This window comes from Pseudoalteromonas luteoviolacea (genome assembly GCF_018100925.1).
Lineage (GTDB): Bacteria > Pseudomonadota > Gammaproteobacteria > Enterobacterales > Alteromonadaceae > Pseudoalteromonas > Pseudoalteromonas obscura.
This window is the reverse complement of the sequence record NZ_JAGJEH010000005.1, coordinates 212,883-230,331: the sequence shown is the minus strand read 5'-3', so window position 1 is coordinate 230,331 and position 17,449 is coordinate 212,883. Positions and strand designations below refer to the sequence as shown.

Here is a 17,449-nt window from a genome sequence, read left to right as displayed (position 1 = left end):
AGAGGTAAAAATGCTTAACAAATATTCAAAACTCGCTATTTCAGCGATGTTGTTACCGTCTGTTTCTTATGCAGGCGAGCACCATCATGATGAACATGGCCACGACGAACATCATCATGAACACAAAAACAGTCAAGTTGAAAAAATCCAAGTCACGGCATCTCGACTTGGTCGTATTGTTACAGAATCCGCAACACGCACAGAAGTGATCAATGCAGAAGAAGTACAAGAAAAAGCACTCATGAGACCGGGGAATATATCTATGTTGGTTGCTGAAACCGGCGGTGTCAGAGTTCAAAACACCTCTCCAGCTTTGGGCAGTGCAAACATCAGATTGCAAGGGCTGTATGGTCGCTATACCCAACTCCTCAGTGACGGCCTGCCTCTCTATGGCGGTCAAACTGCATCTATTGGTTTACTGCAGATCCCACCAACCGATCTTGCCAACGTTGAAATAATAAAAGGTTCTGCTTCTTCACTATATGGCGGTTCGGCACTCGGGGGGGTCATCAACCTTATTTCTCGCACACCGTCTGACGAATTTGAAGGAGAAGTGCTACTCAATGCAACATCAAAAGATGGTCAAGATATTACCGCCTATGTTGCATCTCCATTGACGGATACCGTTAGTGCATCAGTCACTGCCGGCGGCCACCACCAAGCGGCAAAAGACCTCGATAATGATGGCTGGATAGATATGGCAGCTTACGACAGAGCAACAATACGACCACGCATGTACTGGTCTAGTGAGAACGGCGCTAACCTGTATGCCACCTTTGGTGCTATGACGGAAGAGCGCATGGCAGGTACCTTAGCCGGCGCTACCATGCCCGACGGCAACCCCTATATTCAAGCACAAGATACCGTGAGACTAGATAGCGGGTTTATTTTTGAACAGCCATTAGGAGATGTTTTGAACCTGAATGTTCGGGGTTCTGCAATGCATCAAGAGCATGAGCACCAGTACGGCGAAGTATTTGAAGAAGATACCCACGAAAGCTATTTAATCGAGTCGAGCATTTCTGGTTACAACGATGATACCGCTTGGCTAGTGGGCATCGCACATCAAACTGACAAGTATGAATCAGTTGAGTACCCCGATTTTAACTACACATTCGACGTACCCGGGTTATTTTCACAACTAGACTATGATGTTGCTGACAACGTGGCATTATCACTCAGTGCCCGTGCTGATTGGCATAGCGAATACGGTTCGCAATTCAGCCCTCGAATCTCCATGCTATACAACCCAAACAATTGGACAATACGAGGTTCATATGGACAAGGGTATTTTGCGCCAACACCATTTATTGAGGATATAGACGACACCGGACTATCTCGCCTTGCAGCTCTTACCGATTTAGAAGAAGAGCAAGCGTCCACCGCATCACTCGACATCAGCTACGCATTTGACAGCATTGAAACCAGTGTGACCTTATTTGCTTCTGACGTAGACAACGTCACCGAACTTCAAATGATCGACAATGTGACAACTAATATGGATAAAACCGTACGTATTGTAAATGCGTCTGGCCAGAGTGAAATTCGCGGTGCCGAGCTATTACTTCGCTATCGATGGCATGACATCAAATTCACGGCCAGCTACTTGTACACTGATGCCAGCAAAGACAGCAGCTCAGGCTTTGGTCGCGAGCAACTTGCTTTAACCCCTAGGCATTCAGCTGGTGCAGTGATTATGTGGGAGGAACATGGCAGCCATCTAGTCGGCTTTGAGGCATACTACACAGGCACACAAAAACTAGATAATAACCCCTATTTGGATAACAGCGATCCATACTGGCATTTAGGTCTACTTGGTCAAATTACCTTGGGACATGTGAGTTGGTTTGTGAATGCCGAAAACTTGCTTAATGTGCGCCAAACTAAAGAGCACTCGATGTTATTACCTAACCAAGCACCGAGCGGACGTTGGACTACGGATATCTGGTCACGCAATGATGGGTTTACCGTCAATGCGGGAGTAAGAATCCAATTTGGTGGTTAATGCGCTAACCTAACCGATAAAGCTCAGTACCAATGCAAATAGTTTGGCGAATTGCATTGGTACACTGCAACGTTTAGTTCTGACTGAGCAAGCCTCCCAATGACTCTTATCTAATCTAAACCCAACATCTGTAAAAGCAGAATTCGTAAAGAGTTTACTCTACCCGGCTAAACTCCATCTGCCAGTTCACTTCCCAGGTTTCACCATTGTCTTTGGAAAATGCTTGTTGCCATGTCGGTTTTTCGGGCGTTGTCGAATCCCAAATAAACCTGACTTTTACCGCCAAGCCATTGTAAGTTTCGTCGGCGAAAAAGTGTCCGATACCATCTACAAATCGCCCAACTACAGGTGTATCCATTGTCATTGGATTGCGCCCATCTAGCCACCAAATAGACCACTCCTTTGATTTGCCATTGTACGAGCGTATCGCTTTTGCTCTGATAGATTCACTGGGCATATGCAAAAGGTTGTCTTCTACATTGCCAAGCCCGCCCAACGTTTTTACGGTTGATGATTTTCCCTCAAACTCTATCCATTCATCTGAACCATTTAAAATGTCTTTTAAACGGCGGTGCTTAACCTGCCAATCACCAATGATGAAGTCAAAATCCTTTGGTTCATTGGGGTCTAGTTCCTGAAGCATATCTTTTCCTTTGTATTATTTTTGGTTTGGAAACACCCTAGCACGACAACTGTATATTAATACAGTTAAAATTCGTATATCAACAAAAATAGTGCTGTTACAGTGATATAACATCTAAGCTTATTCGTGAACAAAGCCAGCAAAAACGCGGCAATTCACCTCATTTTCCGCTCAGCGTTGCTAGATTATTTCCCTGTCAAGTTGGCTGCAATGAGAATTGTTTAGGCATAAACTGTACCCAATAAGTAATATTTCAGTTCAACTGTTAAATTTATGCGATAAATGCCAACAATGTAGTATTGTTATACTGTATCATTTGATAACAACAAAAAATATTAAGTTTCACTACCTTTATTAGGGGAAATCCAGTGTTAAGAAAAACCCATTTGGCTTTGGCCATTTCGGCTGCAATGTTATTGAACGGTTGTTCAGACGCACCTGAAAAACAAACAACCCAAGTAGAAGCAACTGACAAAGCGTCAGCAAAAGCGACTTCAACAAACGACATTTCGCAAAATCCATTCTTCCAAGAGTGGAATACTCCATTTGGTGCACCACCGCTTGGCGATATTAAAACAGCGCACTTCTTACCAGCATTTAAACAAGCAATTGTTGAACATAAAAAAGAAATTGATGCTATTACTGAGAATGAGCGCCCAGCTGACTTTGACAACACCATTGCGGCAATGGAGCTTGCGGGCTCTACACTGACAAAAGTAGCCCAGGTATTTGGTAACTTGGCAAATACTGAGTCAAACGACGAAATGCAGTCATTGCAACGCGAAATTTCACCTATGCTAACACGTCATCGCAGTGAAATTCGTATGAATGAAGCATTGTTCAAGCGCGTAGCAGCGGTATATGACAATCGAAAATCAGCGCTACTGAATGCAGAGCAAACACGTCTACTTGAGCGCGTTTACAATAGCTTTGTGCGTTCAGGTGCCAAGCTAACAGGTGAACAACGTGCTGAATTTGCGAAAATCAATGAACGTATCTCTGCACTTACGACTGAGTTCGGTCAAAACGCACTGAATGATTCTCGTGCATTTACCATGGTTTTAGAAGAGTCTGATCTTGCCGGATTACCACAAACACAGCGCGATGCTGCTGCAGCTGCCGCAGCTGCTCGAGACTTACCGGGTAAATATGTCATTACCTTGAACCGTTCTAGTGTTCAGCCTTTCCTTGAGTTTTCAGACCGCCGCGATCTACGCGAAAAAGCCTTCAAAGGCTGGGCAAATCGTGGTGACAACGACAATGAGTTTGATAACAAAGCCATTATTGCTGAAATTGTCGAGCTACGTGCAAAACGCGCTCAGCTGCTTGGTTACAAACACCACTCTGAATATGTATTAACCAATTCAATGGCAAGCAAACCTGAAACGGCAATGGATCTATTGCTAAAAGTGTGGGAGCCAGCGGTTGCTAAAGCAGAACAAGAGCGCGAATGGATCCAAGAGTTGATGGCTGCTGAGGGCGTCACTCACAAGCTTGAGCCATGGGATTGGCGTTATTATGCTGAAAAAGTACGCAAAGCCAAATTTGATCTAGATCAGGGTCAAATCGCTGAGTACTTCGAGTTAAACAACATGATCGAAGCGCAATTCTATACTGCTGAGCGTCTATTCGGCCTTAAGTTTGTTGAGCGTACAGACATTCCTGTATACAACCCTGTGGTACGTGTATGGGAAGTTCAAGATAAATCAGGTAAAGCTATTGGCTTGTTCTACGGCGATTACTATGCACGTTCAACTAAACGTTCAGGTGCGTGGATGAGTTCTTTCCGTTCACAGCAAAAACTTGCTGGCGACGTTAAACCGCTGATCTTAAACAACATGAACTTGAACAAGCCTGCTGAAGGTGAGCCAACATTAATGAGCTACTCTGATGCAGTTACCTTGTTCCATGAGTTTGGTCACGCATTGCACGGTTTACTATCTAACGTAACTTACCCGACACTGGCTGGTACAAGTGTACCTCGTGACTGGGTTGAATTCCCAGCACAGTTGTTCGAGCACTTCATTGCGCAGCCTGAAATGCTGAAAAAGTTTGCTCTACATTACAAGACTAATGAGCCAATGCCAGCTGAGTTGCTTGAACGTATCAAACAAGCAGGTACATTTAACCAAGGTTTTGCAACGGTAGAATTTACCGCCTCTGCACTTGTAGATATGGCCTATCACCAGCTGACTGATGTGAAAGACCTAGACGTTCGCGCTTTTGAAAATAAAGTCCTTGGTGACTATGGCAAACCTGAAGAAATTATCATGCGTCACCGCAGCACGCACTTTGGTCACATCTTCGCAGGTGGATACTCTTCAGCTTATTATGCGTATATGTGGTCTGAAATCTTAGATGCGGATGGCTTTGACGCATTCCTAGAGAAAAAAGATATCTTCGATAAAGAAACCGCTGAGCGCCTATATCAATTTATCTATAGCCGTGGTGATACTCTAGATTACTTTGAGGCATATCAAGGCTTTAGAGGAAGAAAACCAACTACTGATGCACTATTACGCAACAGAGGCTTAGACTAAATCCCCAACCAAAAAGCCGAAGTCATCGTGCTTCGGCTTTGTTTATACAGCTTATACTCTCTGAATAAGCAAATATAATTTCTACATCATTTCAATTGGTTAATATACTTTGCGGGCACAATGGGCAGCTTTAACGATGTATTCCCTTAAGCTCCTTAAACAGCCTAAGACAGCCATTAGCAAATGATCCCACAGTAAAAGAGACCAATAGAATATAAGGCCCCACGCCATGCCGAGTGGTTGCATATAAGTGTGTCAACTTGTTATACCCAGTAGCCAAACACTGTGAATTCTCCGATACTGAAAAGATGTTGTCATTACATCCCCATATTGATAAAAAGCCGTAGCTCAAGCATAAGCCAAGTGCTGCTAACCCCATGTGAGACAGCGCATTATATCTTTTTAAAAAATAAAGCATAAATGAGGCTGCGATAACGATGCTCGGTATATAAAGCGCTAAGTTAAAAAGCACAATTTGAAGCACAAAAACAGCAGAAAGTAGCAGCTTTAATAATGACATGTATAAACCCTATAGCAATATACCGCAAAGATTTACTAAGGTAACTCTTTCAGTCAAGATGAAGGGAATGTGAAATTAAAATTAGCCTTACTCTTTAATCGTTAAAGTAAGTTCAGTTTAAACTCGTACCAGTATATCTTTAAATATACATAAAACTAAATAAGCTTTGACGCTCTATTTTAGTAATTGCAAATAGCCGATTGCAACGAGTGCAGCTAGAAAAGACAGTCGTTTACACCAAATTAGCCCAAAATATACTTTTTTTCTGCGTTCACTTACCAGCATTGCCAAAGGTGAGCTATCTGTTAATGCCCGTTTCACCTCTGTTAACTCAGGGGGCAATATACTGTGCGCATTTTCAGACGGCAAATCTTCTGCGGTCCTCTTCACAAACTCAACTTCGTAGGCAGCTAAAAGCCCCCAAATTATCAATGTAATAATTGCATAAATCATCCAGTCCGCTCCTATTTACTGAATATTTGGTTAAAGTTTATTGTCGGCGTCAGCACAGTCTAAAAACATCTTACCGCCCAAATTATTATTCACGCTTTTAGCAAGTGTGCGAGACCACATAGCACAAAAACTAATTTATCGCCGTGGTTACTAGATTTCATTATTTGGCTCTCGAATAACCACAGTGCCAGCTAATTTGTCATGCCACCCCTGTTTTTTAGGGTCCCAAGCCACCCAAAAAAAGCCCAAACCGAATGGTAGCAAAGAGACATAATAGGCTATATACCTGATAATTGACTGTCGAGCAGATAGCGCGCGGCCAGTCTTTGCATCCACTATTTTTGCCTTGTAGACCATTTTCCCTGGCGTAGTCGATTTGTATAGCCAGAATAAGATAATTGCCGCAATAGGCAAAACATAGTTAATCAGCAACTCCGCTGGTCCTAGTATGATCTCCCTTGAGGTCCAGTAATCACCGCCATAAATTGAATATATGAGTGGGATAGTAATAAACAACAACATTATGCTATCAATAATACTGGCACCAAACCTTGCCCAAAACCCTAGATAGTTTTGAGACATACTTTCACTTTTAATTTCTGAAGTCACAATACTTATATTTTCCTTTAAAGTTATTTTTAATGAACAATAATATATTTAATCAAGTTTGTGAATGTAATAAAAACACACTTTGGTAAAGTTGATTTTTCGCTGTTCAAGCAAACAAGATTTTTATATATTTTCAGCTCAGATTTTTAATTTTTAGCGCAGTGTATACTGCAAGGGTAATATCAACGGCTGCACCAATAACTCCAACAATAAACGCTTGAAATGCTATCTCAGGATCTTGGAGTAAAGGAAAAACCGCATGACCTTTAAAGTGAGCGGCAGCCCCAAGCGACAAAATAAGATAAAAAGGGAAACCAATTGCGCCTATAATTGAGAGCCTTTTCTGATATTTTTCTTTTTCACTAGACATAACTTCTCCAACTTATTGTATATTCATTAAAATACTTAACGGTTATGGTTACACATGGTGTGCATTTTGTAACCCTTCCAGTCTCCGTTTCCAATTGCCGTCGTGTTCAGTATGACAAGCTTCCTCAGTATCAAATACAATGCGTTTTTTCACACCTTTTGCTTTAATACCAAACGAAAAAAGCTTAGCTTCAATCGAGGCTTTTAGTTGATTGCCTTTATCATCGGCAAGGGTTTGTACTAGGTTTTCACGAGTATCAAATACACACACGATAGATAAGCTCTCTGGAAAAGACTGAAAATTGACTGCGTGGGTAAGCCATTCAAACCCTTTATAACGCTTAAGTGCATCGTCACAAGCCTCGGTTAAAGCTAAAACAATATTTTTTTCTAGTTTTTTATCTGACTTTCTCATGCTGCTCTCGGTGTTTGTTCCCAACTTAAACAGGAGGATATATACATAGATCTGTATTCCCGCTCCGCTTTGTAGTATCTGGCAGGCTTAGCATCTATTGGGGAATAGGCAAGTTATTTGCTTTAAGAAAGCTCAACTTATCCCAATACCCCCGTTGAAAAGTAATTAACTCATTTTCAAACTGAAAGAAACCACAGCCACGAAGCCCAATGGGGTCTTTCCACTCTAAAATAACCCATTGACCATCTTGGAATATATTTTCCACGATACAGAACATATCTGCCGTGGCAAACTCACTTGCAAACATCTGCTTAATGGCGTCTTTACCGACGATAGGATCATTTGCAACTTGGTGATTTACTGCGTTGTCACAATAAAATTCAGCAATTGCATCGGCATCACCGCGATTAAATGTCGCAACCCAGTTTTCAACAATTTGTTTTAACTCCATCAAAACACTCCTATTGACTATGGTTTATAAAAGTACTGTTAATTTACTTTAACAAGGGATCTGTGCATTTAGGGTAGGCTTTGTAAATACCACTCGACATCACGGCGACTTTTTCTAAATTTTTGCTATTGTTTGCACCTCCAAGGAGCATTACCGAAAATGGCGGTAATATTTTCACAACATTAGGACATTCATCTTTATATGTCACCGCCACAGCGCTGGCTAATACTGTATTTCTATTTAACCATACTTTGGTTTTAAGTCCATTGTCGTTAACTTCTGCAACGCTTTTACCAAACTTCCAATCTAGATATTCAATCACTTTTGTAGTTGGTGCTGAGCCTATAAACCGAACTTGGTCATGGCGCATTTCTATCTTTTTGGCAACATAGGCATGGCTAAAATAATCAACTTGCTGAGCACTTGATTCTTGCCAAGCGAAGTCTGTTAAAACAGACGAACCAGCCTCTTGAACATGGCATTTGATTTTACCCAACAAAATTACATCTTGAGTGCCTAAGTTTACCATTTGGCCTGCGACTGGTGATTTAACCGTGCCGCGGATCACGTCTTCAGTTTTTGACAAAGTTTCAAAACCGCTAGGACAGGTTTCATTCGCCGCTTGTAACCAACTATTCTCAACAAAACCCTTGTCTGTACCGTGGTATTCAATATGGTGAATATCGTTCTTAGGAATAACAACATAGCCGTATGTACCGGTCAAAGGTTGATAAGTTGCCGAACACCCCACTAATGACAGTAACGCCAGCGCAATAACAGCTTTATACATATTTTCTTTACTCCTTATCGTACGAATTACACAATAAGAACGCGTGTTTCTTGCTACAAACTAGCTTTACGGATGACGTTCCCAAAAAGGCGATTCTATCACTTCCGAATCACCGATTGAATTTTTGTGCATCATTATTGATAAAAAACAAACAAAATACCTTGCTTGATCATGCGGCTAATCATGGTTGAAGATTGAATGACAAAGTAACTAACGCTCAGCTCCCTTTAGAGTTACTGTTAGTCCTTGTTATTAAAATAGATGAGTGAGTATGGGTTGTTTTGGCGTTTTCCTTTACCCATTTGGACTTTATGTAAACATTTGTCTCATTTTTCTTCCACCAACGGGTACCAAGCCATTGCGTTGATAAAAGCTCAATGTACGTTCAAATTCTGGTAAGGGTGGTGTACAAAGCTCAAGACAAGACCAGCTACGTTCGTGACCATACGCCTGTACTTGCTCTATCAACATGGACCCTACACCGTGAGACCTATACGCATCAGACACATAAAACTCTTGAACAACACCTATTTTTCCTCCCGCATACAGTGCATAAGTCTCAGTCATCGTCGCCACTGCAATCGGCTCATTTTGATAAAAACCTATGATTGCAGAGTAATGCCCTTCACCCATCAGCTTGAAACAACGCCTAGCGGTGCTTTTTAGATCTATCTCAAAATGCTGTGCACGGGTTAACTGACAAATTTCAGTAGTCAGCTGTACAACCATTTCTGCAATGATCTCGCAGTCTTCTCTTGTGGCAACTTTAAAGCTTATATCCATATTTATTCACTCAAGTTTAATGAGATAGAAAGAAATACTCAGTTAAAAACACGCCCAAGCCGTTTTTTTAACTCTGAAAAAACAATTGTACGCCTTATCGGCATCAAGCACCTCTAAATCATACGCACTGTCTAGCAGCAGATAAACCCTATCATCTTCCAATCTAATGTGGACTGGAATTTGCAGGTGTGCCTGTTCAAATTTAGGATGTCGCAAAATAGCGCGGCTGCTTTCCTCAGGTAAATTAAATAACCTCAAGACCGCCATGTTGATGACTAACTCACCATCTCCATTGTGATAACAACCTTCAAACTCGACTTTCGCCGAATAGTATGATTTGGTTTTTGATAGCATGCTGCTTTTAAAGCGAATTTTGTTCTCTTGAGGCAACTGGATACGGTATTTAACTCCAGGCCCGCCATTAACTTTCGCCAATTCTGTGATCACAAATACATCTTGTTCGGTATTTCTAAATGCCAAGAAAAACTTCCCATACTGTTCCTTCGAGTAAGCGCATAAGCCCATATTTTGTAATGGATTAGTGATGGACTCCGTCATTGTTTAACCTTTTCTCCATAGCAGTTTGATAGTTAAATTTGAGATAGTTCAAATGTTCAATTATGAGTACAGCTTCTGCATCCGTCATTGCTTCAAATGAGGGCATGGCTCTTGGTATTTGCTCACTATTTTTTAACCATGCAATCAGTTCTAATTGCGTTTTCTGGGTTTTTACGTTGGCAGGAACCCCCTTAAGAAAGTTCCCTTGCCCTCGCTCCCCGTGACACCCTTGGCAATGATGTGCAAACAACTCTTTACCAGTTTTGAATGCGGGGTGCTCATGTGATTCGTTATCTGTGCAACCAAAAAGCCAAATCGATAACACCAAAGTAAGGTAATTTTTCATTCTCTTTGCGCCTGTACCTAACTGTTATGCATTTATGTTTCGCTTGATAGCAATACACTATTCATTTGTTTGTAGGCCCAATTAACAGCTTCATAATGACACGCTTTAACCGTTTGCTCAGTTACATTACAACAGGCGTAATCAAATTGTTGCTGGCATTCAATGGCGATGGCACACTGTAGCACCTTGCCCCCATGGCCTTGCTTTTTTAATATCGCTGTTTTGACAGAGCCACATAGGGGAATATGATGAAACAACTGTTGAGCCGGTATGTCTAAACAAGTTTCCAACAAAGAAAACAGACCCGTGGTAAAATAAGCATTGCGCTGCGCGCTCGTCAGTCGCTGCTGCTCAGCCATTAATTCGCAAAACTTGGCGCGCTGCAACATCAATAAAAACAGCATAGGCGGTTTATCTGTCATACGACTGAGCGCCATAATACAAACCAAAGTACGCAACTGCTCCAAACCTAAAAAAATCAATATTGATTTAATATCATGAAAAACCTTCCCCATACCGGTGTAAGCAGAATTGATATACCTCAGCAACTTATAGTAAATAAATGGGTCTTGAGACACCAAAGTTTCCAACTCGACAAAACTGACCTGTGGATCGTTAAGTTTTATCAGCAACCTAAGTGTTGAGATTCGATTGTGTGGCGCTTTTTTACCATTTAGCATTTCCGGGGAAGCAAAAAAGTACCCCTGAAACAGCTCAAAACCCAGCTTTTTGCACATTCGATACTCTTGCCAAGTTTCAACCTTTTCGGCCAACAATTTCACAGAAAAGCGCCGTAGTAAATTGACTTGGCGGATTAATGCCTGTGTATTAAATGCTCTGATATCCACCTTAACTATATCTGCACACTCCAACAGAGGAATAGCCGCTTCACTGTATACAAAGTCATCGAGCGCTATGGTGTAGCCCCGCTCAGCCAACGCCTTGACGGAATTAACTAAATACTCATCTATTACCACATCTTCCAAGACTTCAAATACAACCGAACTTGCAGATAAGCTCAATGACTGAGCATGATTTAAAGCATCTTTTGTCATATTGATAAAACAAGGTACATCCGCACTGAGCAAGTCCATGCCTACCTCTGTCATCGCTGTGATCATCACCTGCGCCGTCGCATATTCTGGGTCAGGCTCAGTACAGCACGTCGACTGACAATGTGGACGGTATAACAGCTCGTATCCAACTAATCTTAATTCTCGGTCACAGATTGGCTGGCGGGCCAAAATGCACTCGAACTCAGATGCAGGCCCACGACAATTTTCTTCTGTTGCCATGTTTACTCCCTTTTTACAAAACTGTCTCTGCTAATTTTTCCAATATTTGAGAAATCCTAGGATCATTTGGTGACATCACCGCTTTGATCTCCATATGCATATATTGTCTGTCACTTAAATCCAGCTTGTGCCCACACTTGTTGCCGCTCAACAACTCTAGTGTTGGCCTTAGACGACTTTCATTGCAGGCTTTAACAACCACAGCAATTTCACCACTGCTGGTCTCAACCACACACCCTATCGGATAAATACTTAGTGCATGAATGAACTTTTCCACCAAGCGCTCATCAAATTCCGCCGCACGCCGACTATACAGATATTGCAACGCTTCAATGGGTGAATACATTTGTTGATAGCTGCGTTGACGAGTCAAGGCTTCATATACAGATGTGATCGCCACCATGCGTGTTAGTAAACTCATTTTTCGCTCTGCAAGTCCGCTTGGATACCCTTGCCCGTCAATCCGCTCGTGGTGACACAACACAATGTCTTTTACATCTTGTGGTATGTCTGGTGCTTTATTCAGTATGTCGACGCCAAGTTGAGGATGCCTTTGCATTTTTTGTCGCTGCTCCACGGTAAATGCTCTATTTTGCGCCAATACTTCAGGCGTTACGTACAACATACCGACGTCATGCAGCAACGCCCCTAACCCAAGATGCAACATCTTTTTATTGGCAATGCCTATGTGCTTGCCAAAAGCGAGACTAAAAATGCACACGTTCACTGATTTTTGCGCTAAGCAATTGGACTTTTTCCTCATTTGCGCAAGATAAAGCATGGCATCAGTGTGACTGATTACGTGTGTAGTCAATTCAGTAACCACGTGCTTGGCTGCACCCGTATCGAGACTTTTGCCAAAACGCACATCGCTAAATATTTCGTTTAGAACCGACACACCTTTACTGTGCACAGTGCGGCAACTATGCATTGTCTTATGCTTGCTATAAGCTGTACGCTGCCTCTCTTGGCTCTTTGCTTTTATAACAATGTTGTTGTTTTTGGTCTGCTCTACTTCTTGGGCAAGCATTACTTCCCGCTCAGTATCAACCGTAACTCTACGACAGTATTTCGAGAGTTTGGCAATTTGCTCTTTAGACTCAACCAAAAACGCATGACACCAAAATGGGGTATGTAACCATTGCGCTTCTATGGCACAGACATACATGCCTATTCTTAAAGATTCGATGGGAATTTGTTTTTTCAATCCAATACTCCAGTCCCTTCGGCCAAAAAATGGCTACCTGAGTAAAATCCAATCAAGGAAAAAGATCATTGTGTAAGTACAGATTCAGGGCCTTAACAGCCGACATTAACGAAAGGACGGAATGATAGAGTGGATCAGGACATATAGCGTACGTTTGACAAAAACGTAACTAGCATAGTCACGCAAAATATTAAGGTACCTTGAATGCAGGCGCGAATACCTTAAATGATGTTCCGCCCTCTAAAATATTGCTTTAGAAGGTGTAATTAACTCAATCGGATACATCTTTTTCCTCTTGCTTTGTGCCATCCCCACTGGCTGCAATCACTTTCGAGTCCATGAAAGTGCAAGCATAATACTGCATAACATTTTTCTTTCTCAAGCCTTTGAGCAATATTTGTTCTTTCATTATGATTCAGATCAAATTGACTATGCATTTATCAATTGCGAAGGGGCTAGCTGAACATCTGCAGCTACCTAGAGTCGCCAAACCTACCTGCGTGCGCTATTCAATGTATTGCCTTTACTTTCACATAGGCACCGGAATGCGAAAAGGGGCAATCTGCCCCTGCGCACTGGTATGTTTACTGTTTCCTGGTGTAAACAAAACCAAGAACACTCAATAACAAAATGACGCCACAACCAATGGCAATCAAATTAAACATATCAACCAGCATAAAACGCAGCTGAAACATGTCTGGCGTTCCTGCTTCCCAGTTTGTCCATTTAGTTGCCATGTTAGATGCAAATGCGCGCTTGTTACCTGTTTGAAACATGATAAAGGCATTGCCAGTATGGGGGTTCATGCGCGCTGTTGCATTGAGCATTGGGGAGCGACCACCATGTCCCAAAATAAAACTACCATGATTATTATCTGCATATAACATGACTCCCGCTCCCCAGATCTCAAGTCCGCCCGATTGGCCAATTGGCTGATGCATTGCCAAAAGACTCTGATCGGTTAGTATTCTTTTTCCGGGTGTATTTAGGACTGAAACCGGAATTTGTGAACGCACAAATTTGGCAAGGTCTGACGTTGTACTATACAACCCCGTTGCAGCTAAAGACGTATAGTTTGGATAAACTAACAAGGTTTGATTTTCACCAAAATACTGAGCCGTTTGGGGTGCGCTTCTATCTACACTATATCCAGTATTTGTCATACCCAAGGGCTGAAATATCGTTTGTTGCATATATTGTGCAAAACCCTGCCCAGAAATCTCTTCAATTAACAGCTGAAGTAAGTTGTAGCTACCGCCCGAGTACTGCCATCTAGTACCCGGCTGTATGCCCACTGCAACTTTTCCCGATTTATCCGGTTCGCGATCAGCTGCCAAGGTCAAATGTTCGACCAACGGCTGAACCGGCGTACCTACAGGGAAGCCATCGTGACCTAAGCCATCGGTAATGCCGGCGGTGTGGCTCAGTAACCTTCTTACTGTGACGCCATCATTGCCAAACTCGCTCGGCGGCAATTGCCAGCGTGTTAAGTAATTAGACACTGGAGCATCGAGATCCAACTTGCCCTGCTCTGCCAATTTCATCGCAGCCACAGCAGCAACCCACTTGCCCAGAGATGCGACGCCAAATATTGAATCAGCATTCACTAAATCGCCCTTCGACACATGATGCGTTGCAATGACCTCCCCTCGCTGCATCAATAACATCGCTGCATTGCCCTCAAAGCCTTTATCAACCTCAGTTTTAATGTTGGCCACAAACTCTTGTATATCGCCATCTGCTGCGATTTTTTCGATAAACCACCCCTGTGTTGTGGCATAAAAATTCAGTGCAGCCCACAAACTCATTACACCCAATGTCGACGCTAACCAAAGCACCCCTTTTTTCATTTCAGCTCTCCTCATATAAGGTTTGAGCCAATTATCCAAAATTGAACTCAAAATAATTGATCAAACTCACCAACTGCACCTGAGTTGCATTAAACGCATTTCATGCACTGAAAGATGGTTTACAATGTGCAATATGTTAGGGAACGGTATTAACTGTGATTAAAATAGAAATTAGAAATGGATTGATTTTAATGTGCCTACTCATTGGGGTATTGGCGCACAAATCTTTCGCCAACTCAGCGCTTCAAGGGGTAAGCAACCTTCGGCAGGCGCCTTTCTCAGAAAGTTTAGGGCAAGGTTGCCACAGCATAGAGCTAGATGATCGTCATTGGCAAACTTTTCAATTTCCCAATATCCAACCCCAACAACACCTCTGCATTAGAGGTACTCTCACTATCGATCAGGAACAGCTGCCACCAAATCCAACACTATTGTTTTTAGCGCTCGCTGCCTATGAGATCTATCTAAATGGTGAGCTGATTGGCAAAAATGGTGTACCTGGTAGCTCTAAAACCTACGAACAAGTCGGTGCGATTAGCAGTTTGACCCAATTGGACTATAAAACAATGCCCCCCGGTGAGCACTTGATAAGCCTTGAGCTATCAAGTTTTCACACAGCAGATGCATTTGCAGCAATCGCCTATGCACTTGCAATTGTCGACCAACAAACGTTTTACCAAACAATTATTGTTGCCAGTAGCATTACAGCAATGTTAATCGGTGGCTTATTAGTGCTATTTGTGATCTTTCTTACTGTATATCTACGCTATAGCCATCAAACTAGTCACCTCATATTTGCGTTGTTGTGTGTTTTTACGCTTGCTCTATTGGTTGCTGAGCAATGGAAGCTCTGGGTAAATTATTACTATGATGTACACCTCCTGCGAATGAATATTGTGGTTGCATTGACCCTTGTTGTGACCTCCCTGCTTCCGAGTTACTACCTTGCTCAGCACAATATCTCTCGCAAGTCTCTCTGGCTCACCGCGCTTGCTTTAACGCTACTTGCAGTGGTGTATTCTACAACCAGCTTTGATGCTCGCAGTGCATGGCTCTTTTGCTCCTCATTGCTATTTGTTGGCGCAATCAATGTTATTGCTTTGAGGCACAACAAGGCTGGAAGTGTCACAGCCCTGCTGATCTGTGCCGCTTCTCTAATAGGGTTCATTTTAGCACCTCGGCTATTTTTAGAGTTTGGCTTTGCACTCAGCATTACCTTAGTACTGGCTTCAATTGGCATATCACTTTTAAATCAACTTATCAAACAGCGAAATTTGGCTTTGGAAGCAGGCAAAGTAAAGGGCGAGTTACTGCGCAGAAATCTGCAACCGCACTACCTTATGAACTGCTTGATGCAGGTTCAGGAACTTATCGACTTTGCTCCGACACAAGCCAACGAATTTGTGCAACAGCTAGCAGAAGAGTTTCGTGCTCTGGTAAAAGTGAGCGAAAAAGAAGTTGTCACGCTAGAGGAAGAATTGCGCCTATGTCACAGTCACCTCAAAATAATGTCAGTACGTTACCAGCAAAACTATCAATTAGTGACACACATACTACCTGATAGCGCCTCTCATTGCGCTACTCACATACTAGTGCCGACAGCCATTGTTCACAGTCAAATTGAAAACTGCTTTACTCATAATCGCATCACGTCAGACAGACCCATTAAACTCTCCATTCAAGTCGGTAAAAGCCGAATCATTTTAGAGCTTACGACACCAATTGACGCCGTTACTCAACATCAGGGCATGGGAATTGGTGATGCATATATTCGCGCTAAAATGGCACAAGTTTGCGAGTCTGATTGGCAGCTAGACAGTTGCCAAGTTGCTGACCATTGGGTAACACGATACGAATACCAAATTAGACCGAAGTTTACATAGAGGAGTGTTTTATGAGAGTCGTCATAGTAGAAGATGAACCTCTATTACAACAAAGGATTGCGCGATTTACACGCAATATTTTAGGACAAAAACTCACCCACTTAGGGCAATTTTTTACCTTATCTGAAGCTGAGGACTATCTTGCAGATAACGAAGTAGATCTATTACTGCTCGACCTAAATTTACAGGGCCAAAATGGCTTTTCTTTACTTCAAAATCAACTGGCAAAGGCTTTTCATACCATTGTGATTTCTGCCTATGCCGACAAAGCAATCGAGGCATTTGAGTTTGGTGTTCTGGATTTTATCGCAAAACCATTGGAGGAACACAGACTAGCTAAGGCCCTCGCCAAGCTCACTGATAACACTTTGCGAAGCCATTATGGTTGCCGTTACTTAAGCGTAAAAAAACGCGCAGCTATCGAGTTAATCGAAGTCGCCAATATTGCTTGGCTCAAAGCCGATGGCCACTACAGTGAAATTCATCTGATAAACGGTGAAGAGGTCTATTTGCACAGCAAAAGTATTGAAAAAATTCAACTGCTTTTACCAGAGCAATTTGAACGGATCCACCGCTCATACGTCGTCAACATCAATCAGCTAGCACGCATACAGGTAGAGTCTGGCGGACGTTATTTTGCACAGTTACGCGATAACACGCAATTGCCGATTGGACGCACCAAATACCTCTCGATTAAAAGTCATATAGACACAAACAAAAGCTAGTAAATCA

Annotated in this window: 19 protein-coding genes; 4 read left to right on the top strand and 15 right to left on the bottom strand. The window is 42.4% G+C overall.

The annotated features are described in order from the left end of the window. Window positions 1-10: 10 nt before the first annotated feature. The gene (locus tag J8M00_RS12525; RefSeq protein WP_211010594.1) at window positions 11-2,005 is read left to right on the top strand and encodes a TonB-dependent receptor plug domain-containing protein; all 1,995 of its coding nucleotides are present in this window, start codon (window positions 11-13) and stop codon (window positions 2,003-2,005) included. A 154-nt stretch (window positions 2,006-2,159) separates the two neighbouring features. Here the strand turns inward: J8M00_RS12525 and J8M00_RS12520 are convergent, their stop codons facing one another. Continuing rightward, entirely contained in the window at window positions 2,160-2,648 is a 489-nt protein-coding gene (locus J8M00_RS12520) for a DUF1579 domain-containing protein (protein WP_211010593.1), read from the bottom strand. A gap of 368 nt (window positions 2,649-3,016) precedes the next feature. Here J8M00_RS12520 and J8M00_RS12515 point away from each other — a divergent pair, with 368 nt between their 5' ends. Continuing rightward, window positions 3,017-5,188: a M3 family metallopeptidase gene (locus J8M00_RS12515; protein WP_211010591.1), complete on the top strand. Its 2,172-nt coding sequence runs from the start codon at window positions 3,017-3,019 to the stop codon at window positions 5,186-5,188. 130 nt (window positions 5,189-5,318) lie between these two features. Here J8M00_RS12515 and J8M00_RS12510 read toward each other — a convergent pair whose 3' ends face one another. From J8M00_RS12510 to J8M00_RS12445, 14 genes are all read right to left on the bottom strand, one after another. Further along, window positions 5,319-5,708 (bottom strand): hypothetical protein, encoded by a 390-nt coding sequence (locus tag J8M00_RS12510; protein ID WP_211010589.1) that lies wholly within the window; start codon window positions 5,706-5,708, stop codon window positions 5,319-5,321. Between the two features lie 174 nt (window positions 5,709-5,882). Beyond that, entirely contained in the window at window positions 5,883-6,161 is a 279-nt protein-coding gene (locus J8M00_RS12505) for a hypothetical protein (protein WP_211010587.1), read from the bottom strand. Between the two features lie 150 nt (window positions 6,162-6,311). Further along, entirely contained in the window at window positions 6,312-6,743 is a 432-nt protein-coding gene (locus tag J8M00_RS12500) for an RDD family protein (protein ID WP_211010585.1), read from the bottom strand. 160 nt (window positions 6,744-6,903) lie between these two features. Beyond that, entirely contained in the window at window positions 6,904-7,140 is a 237-nt protein-coding gene (locus J8M00_RS12495) for a hypothetical protein (RefSeq protein WP_211010583.1), read from the bottom strand. Between the two features lie 48 nt (window positions 7,141-7,188). Continuing rightward, on the bottom strand, window positions 7,189-7,554 hold the full coding sequence (locus J8M00_RS12490) for a Fis family transcriptional regulator (RefSeq protein WP_211010582.1): 366 nt from the start codon (window positions 7,552-7,554) through the stop codon (window positions 7,189-7,191). A 94-nt stretch (window positions 7,555-7,648) separates the two neighbouring features. Continuing rightward, window positions 7,649-8,005: a nuclear transport factor 2 family protein gene (locus J8M00_RS12485; RefSeq protein ID WP_211010580.1), complete on the bottom strand. Its 357-nt coding sequence runs from the start codon at window positions 8,003-8,005 to the stop codon at window positions 7,649-7,651. 43 nt (window positions 8,006-8,048) lie between these two features. Next, window positions 8,049-8,795: a hypothetical protein gene (locus tag J8M00_RS12480; protein ID WP_211010579.1), complete on the bottom strand. Its 747-nt coding sequence runs from the start codon at window positions 8,793-8,795 to the stop codon at window positions 8,049-8,051. Window positions 8,796-9,104: 309 nt separating this feature from the next. Continuing rightward, a complete protein-coding gene (locus J8M00_RS12475; RefSeq protein ID WP_211010577.1) occupies window positions 9,105-9,578 on the bottom strand; it encodes a GNAT family N-acetyltransferase in 474 nt (157 codons plus the stop codon). A 42-nt stretch (window positions 9,579-9,620) separates the two neighbouring features. Beyond that, the gene (locus tag J8M00_RS12470) at window positions 9,621-10,136 is read right to left on the bottom strand and encodes a hypothetical protein (RefSeq protein WP_211010576.1); all 516 of its coding nucleotides are present in this window, start codon (window positions 10,134-10,136) and stop codon (window positions 9,621-9,623) included. After that, entirely contained in the window at window positions 10,117-10,482 is a 366-nt protein-coding gene (locus J8M00_RS12465; protein WP_211010574.1) for a c-type cytochrome, read from the bottom strand. Before J8M00_RS12465 ends, J8M00_RS12470 begins: the two co-directional genes overlap by 20 nt. 32 nt (window positions 10,483-10,514) lie before the next feature. Beyond that, window positions 10,515-11,777, bottom strand: coding sequence for an EAL and HDOD domain-containing protein (locus tag J8M00_RS12460; RefSeq protein ID WP_211010572.1), 1,263 nt, complete (start codon window positions 11,775-11,777; stop codon window positions 10,515-10,517). A 13-nt stretch (window positions 11,778-11,790) separates the two neighbouring features. Next, window positions 11,791-12,984, bottom strand: coding sequence for an HD-GYP domain-containing protein (locus tag J8M00_RS12455; protein WP_211010570.1), 1,194 nt, complete (start codon window positions 12,982-12,984; stop codon window positions 11,791-11,793). A 271-nt stretch (window positions 12,985-13,255) separates the two neighbouring features. Further along, the gene (locus J8M00_RS12450) at window positions 13,256-13,393 is read right to left on the bottom strand and encodes a hypothetical protein (RefSeq protein ID WP_211010569.1); all 138 of its coding nucleotides are present in this window, start codon (window positions 13,391-13,393) and stop codon (window positions 13,256-13,258) included. A gap of 175 nt (window positions 13,394-13,568) precedes the next feature. Next, entirely contained in the window at window positions 13,569-14,834 is a 1,266-nt protein-coding gene (locus J8M00_RS12445) for a serine hydrolase domain-containing protein (RefSeq protein WP_247687354.1), read from the bottom strand. 155 nt (window positions 14,835-14,989) lie between these two features. Between J8M00_RS12445 and J8M00_RS28610 the strand changes: the two genes are divergently transcribed. After that, window positions 14,990-16,717, top strand: coding sequence for a histidine kinase (locus J8M00_RS28610; RefSeq protein WP_211010567.1), 1,728 nt, complete (start codon window positions 14,990-14,992; stop codon window positions 16,715-16,717). 11 nt (window positions 16,718-16,728) lie between these two features. Continuing rightward, window positions 16,729-17,442: a LytR/AlgR family response regulator transcription factor gene (locus tag J8M00_RS12435; protein ID WP_211010565.1), complete on the top strand. Its 714-nt coding sequence runs from the start codon at window positions 16,729-16,731 to the stop codon at window positions 17,440-17,442. Window positions 17,443-17,449: the final 7 nt, after the last annotated feature.

Excerpts from the sequence above, each read along its gene's own strand:
- J8M00_RS12495 (WP_211010583.1), bottom strand. The coding sequence starts at position 7,140 with ATGTCTAGTGAAAAAGAAAAATATCAGAAAAGGCTCTCAATTATAGGC.
- J8M00_RS12460 (WP_211010572.1), bottom strand. The coding sequence starts at position 11,777 with ATGGCAACAGAAGAAAATTGTCGTGGGCCTGCATCTGAGTTCGAGTGC.
- J8M00_RS12500 (WP_211010585.1), bottom strand. The coding sequence starts at position 6,743 with ATGTCTCAAAACTATCTAGGGTTTTGGGCAAGGTTTGGTGCCAGTATT.
- J8M00_RS12505 (WP_211010587.1), bottom strand. The coding sequence starts at position 6,161 with ATGATTTATGCAATTATTACATTGATAATTTGGGGGCTTTTAGCTGCC.
- J8M00_RS12450 (WP_211010569.1), bottom strand. The coding sequence starts at position 13,393 with ATGAAAGAACAAATATTGCTCAAAGGCTTGAGAAAGAAAAATGTTATG.
- J8M00_RS12465 (WP_211010574.1), bottom strand. The coding sequence starts at position 10,482 with ATGAAAAATTACCTTACTTTGGTGTTATCGATTTGGCTTTTTGGTTGC.
- J8M00_RS12470 (WP_211010576.1), bottom strand. The coding sequence starts at position 10,136 with ATGACGGAGTCCATCACTAATCCATTACAAAATATGGGCTTATGCGCT.
- J8M00_RS12485 (WP_211010580.1), bottom strand. The coding sequence starts at position 8,005 with ATGGAGTTAAAACAAATTGTTGAAAACTGGGTTGCGACATTTAATCGC.
- J8M00_RS12520 (WP_211010593.1), bottom strand. The coding sequence starts at position 2,648 with ATGCTTCAGGAACTAGACCCCAATGAACCAAAGGATTTTGACTTCATC.
- J8M00_RS12525 (WP_211010594.1), top strand. The coding sequence starts at position 11 with ATGCTTAACAAATATTCAAAACTCGCTATTTCAGCGATGTTGTTACCG.
- J8M00_RS12435 (WP_211010565.1), top strand. The coding sequence starts at position 16,729 with ATGAGAGTCGTCATAGTAGAAGATGAACCTCTATTACAACAAAGGATT.
- J8M00_RS12490 (WP_211010582.1), bottom strand. The coding sequence starts at position 7,554 with ATGAGAAAGTCAGATAAAAAACTAGAAAAAAATATTGTTTTAGCTTTA.
- J8M00_RS12475 (WP_211010577.1), bottom strand. The coding sequence starts at position 9,578 with ATGGATATAAGCTTTAAAGTTGCCACAAGAGAAGACTGCGAGATCATT.
- J8M00_RS12480 (WP_211010579.1), bottom strand. The coding sequence starts at position 8,795 with ATGTATAAAGCTGTTATTGCGCTGGCGTTACTGTCATTAGTGGGGTGT.
- J8M00_RS12510 (WP_211010589.1), bottom strand. The coding sequence starts at position 5,708 with ATGTCATTATTAAAGCTGCTACTTTCTGCTGTTTTTGTGCTTCAAATT.
- J8M00_RS12445 (WP_247687354.1), bottom strand. The coding sequence starts at position 14,834 with ATGAAAAAAGGGGTGCTTTGGTTAGCGTCGACATTGGGTGTAATGAGT.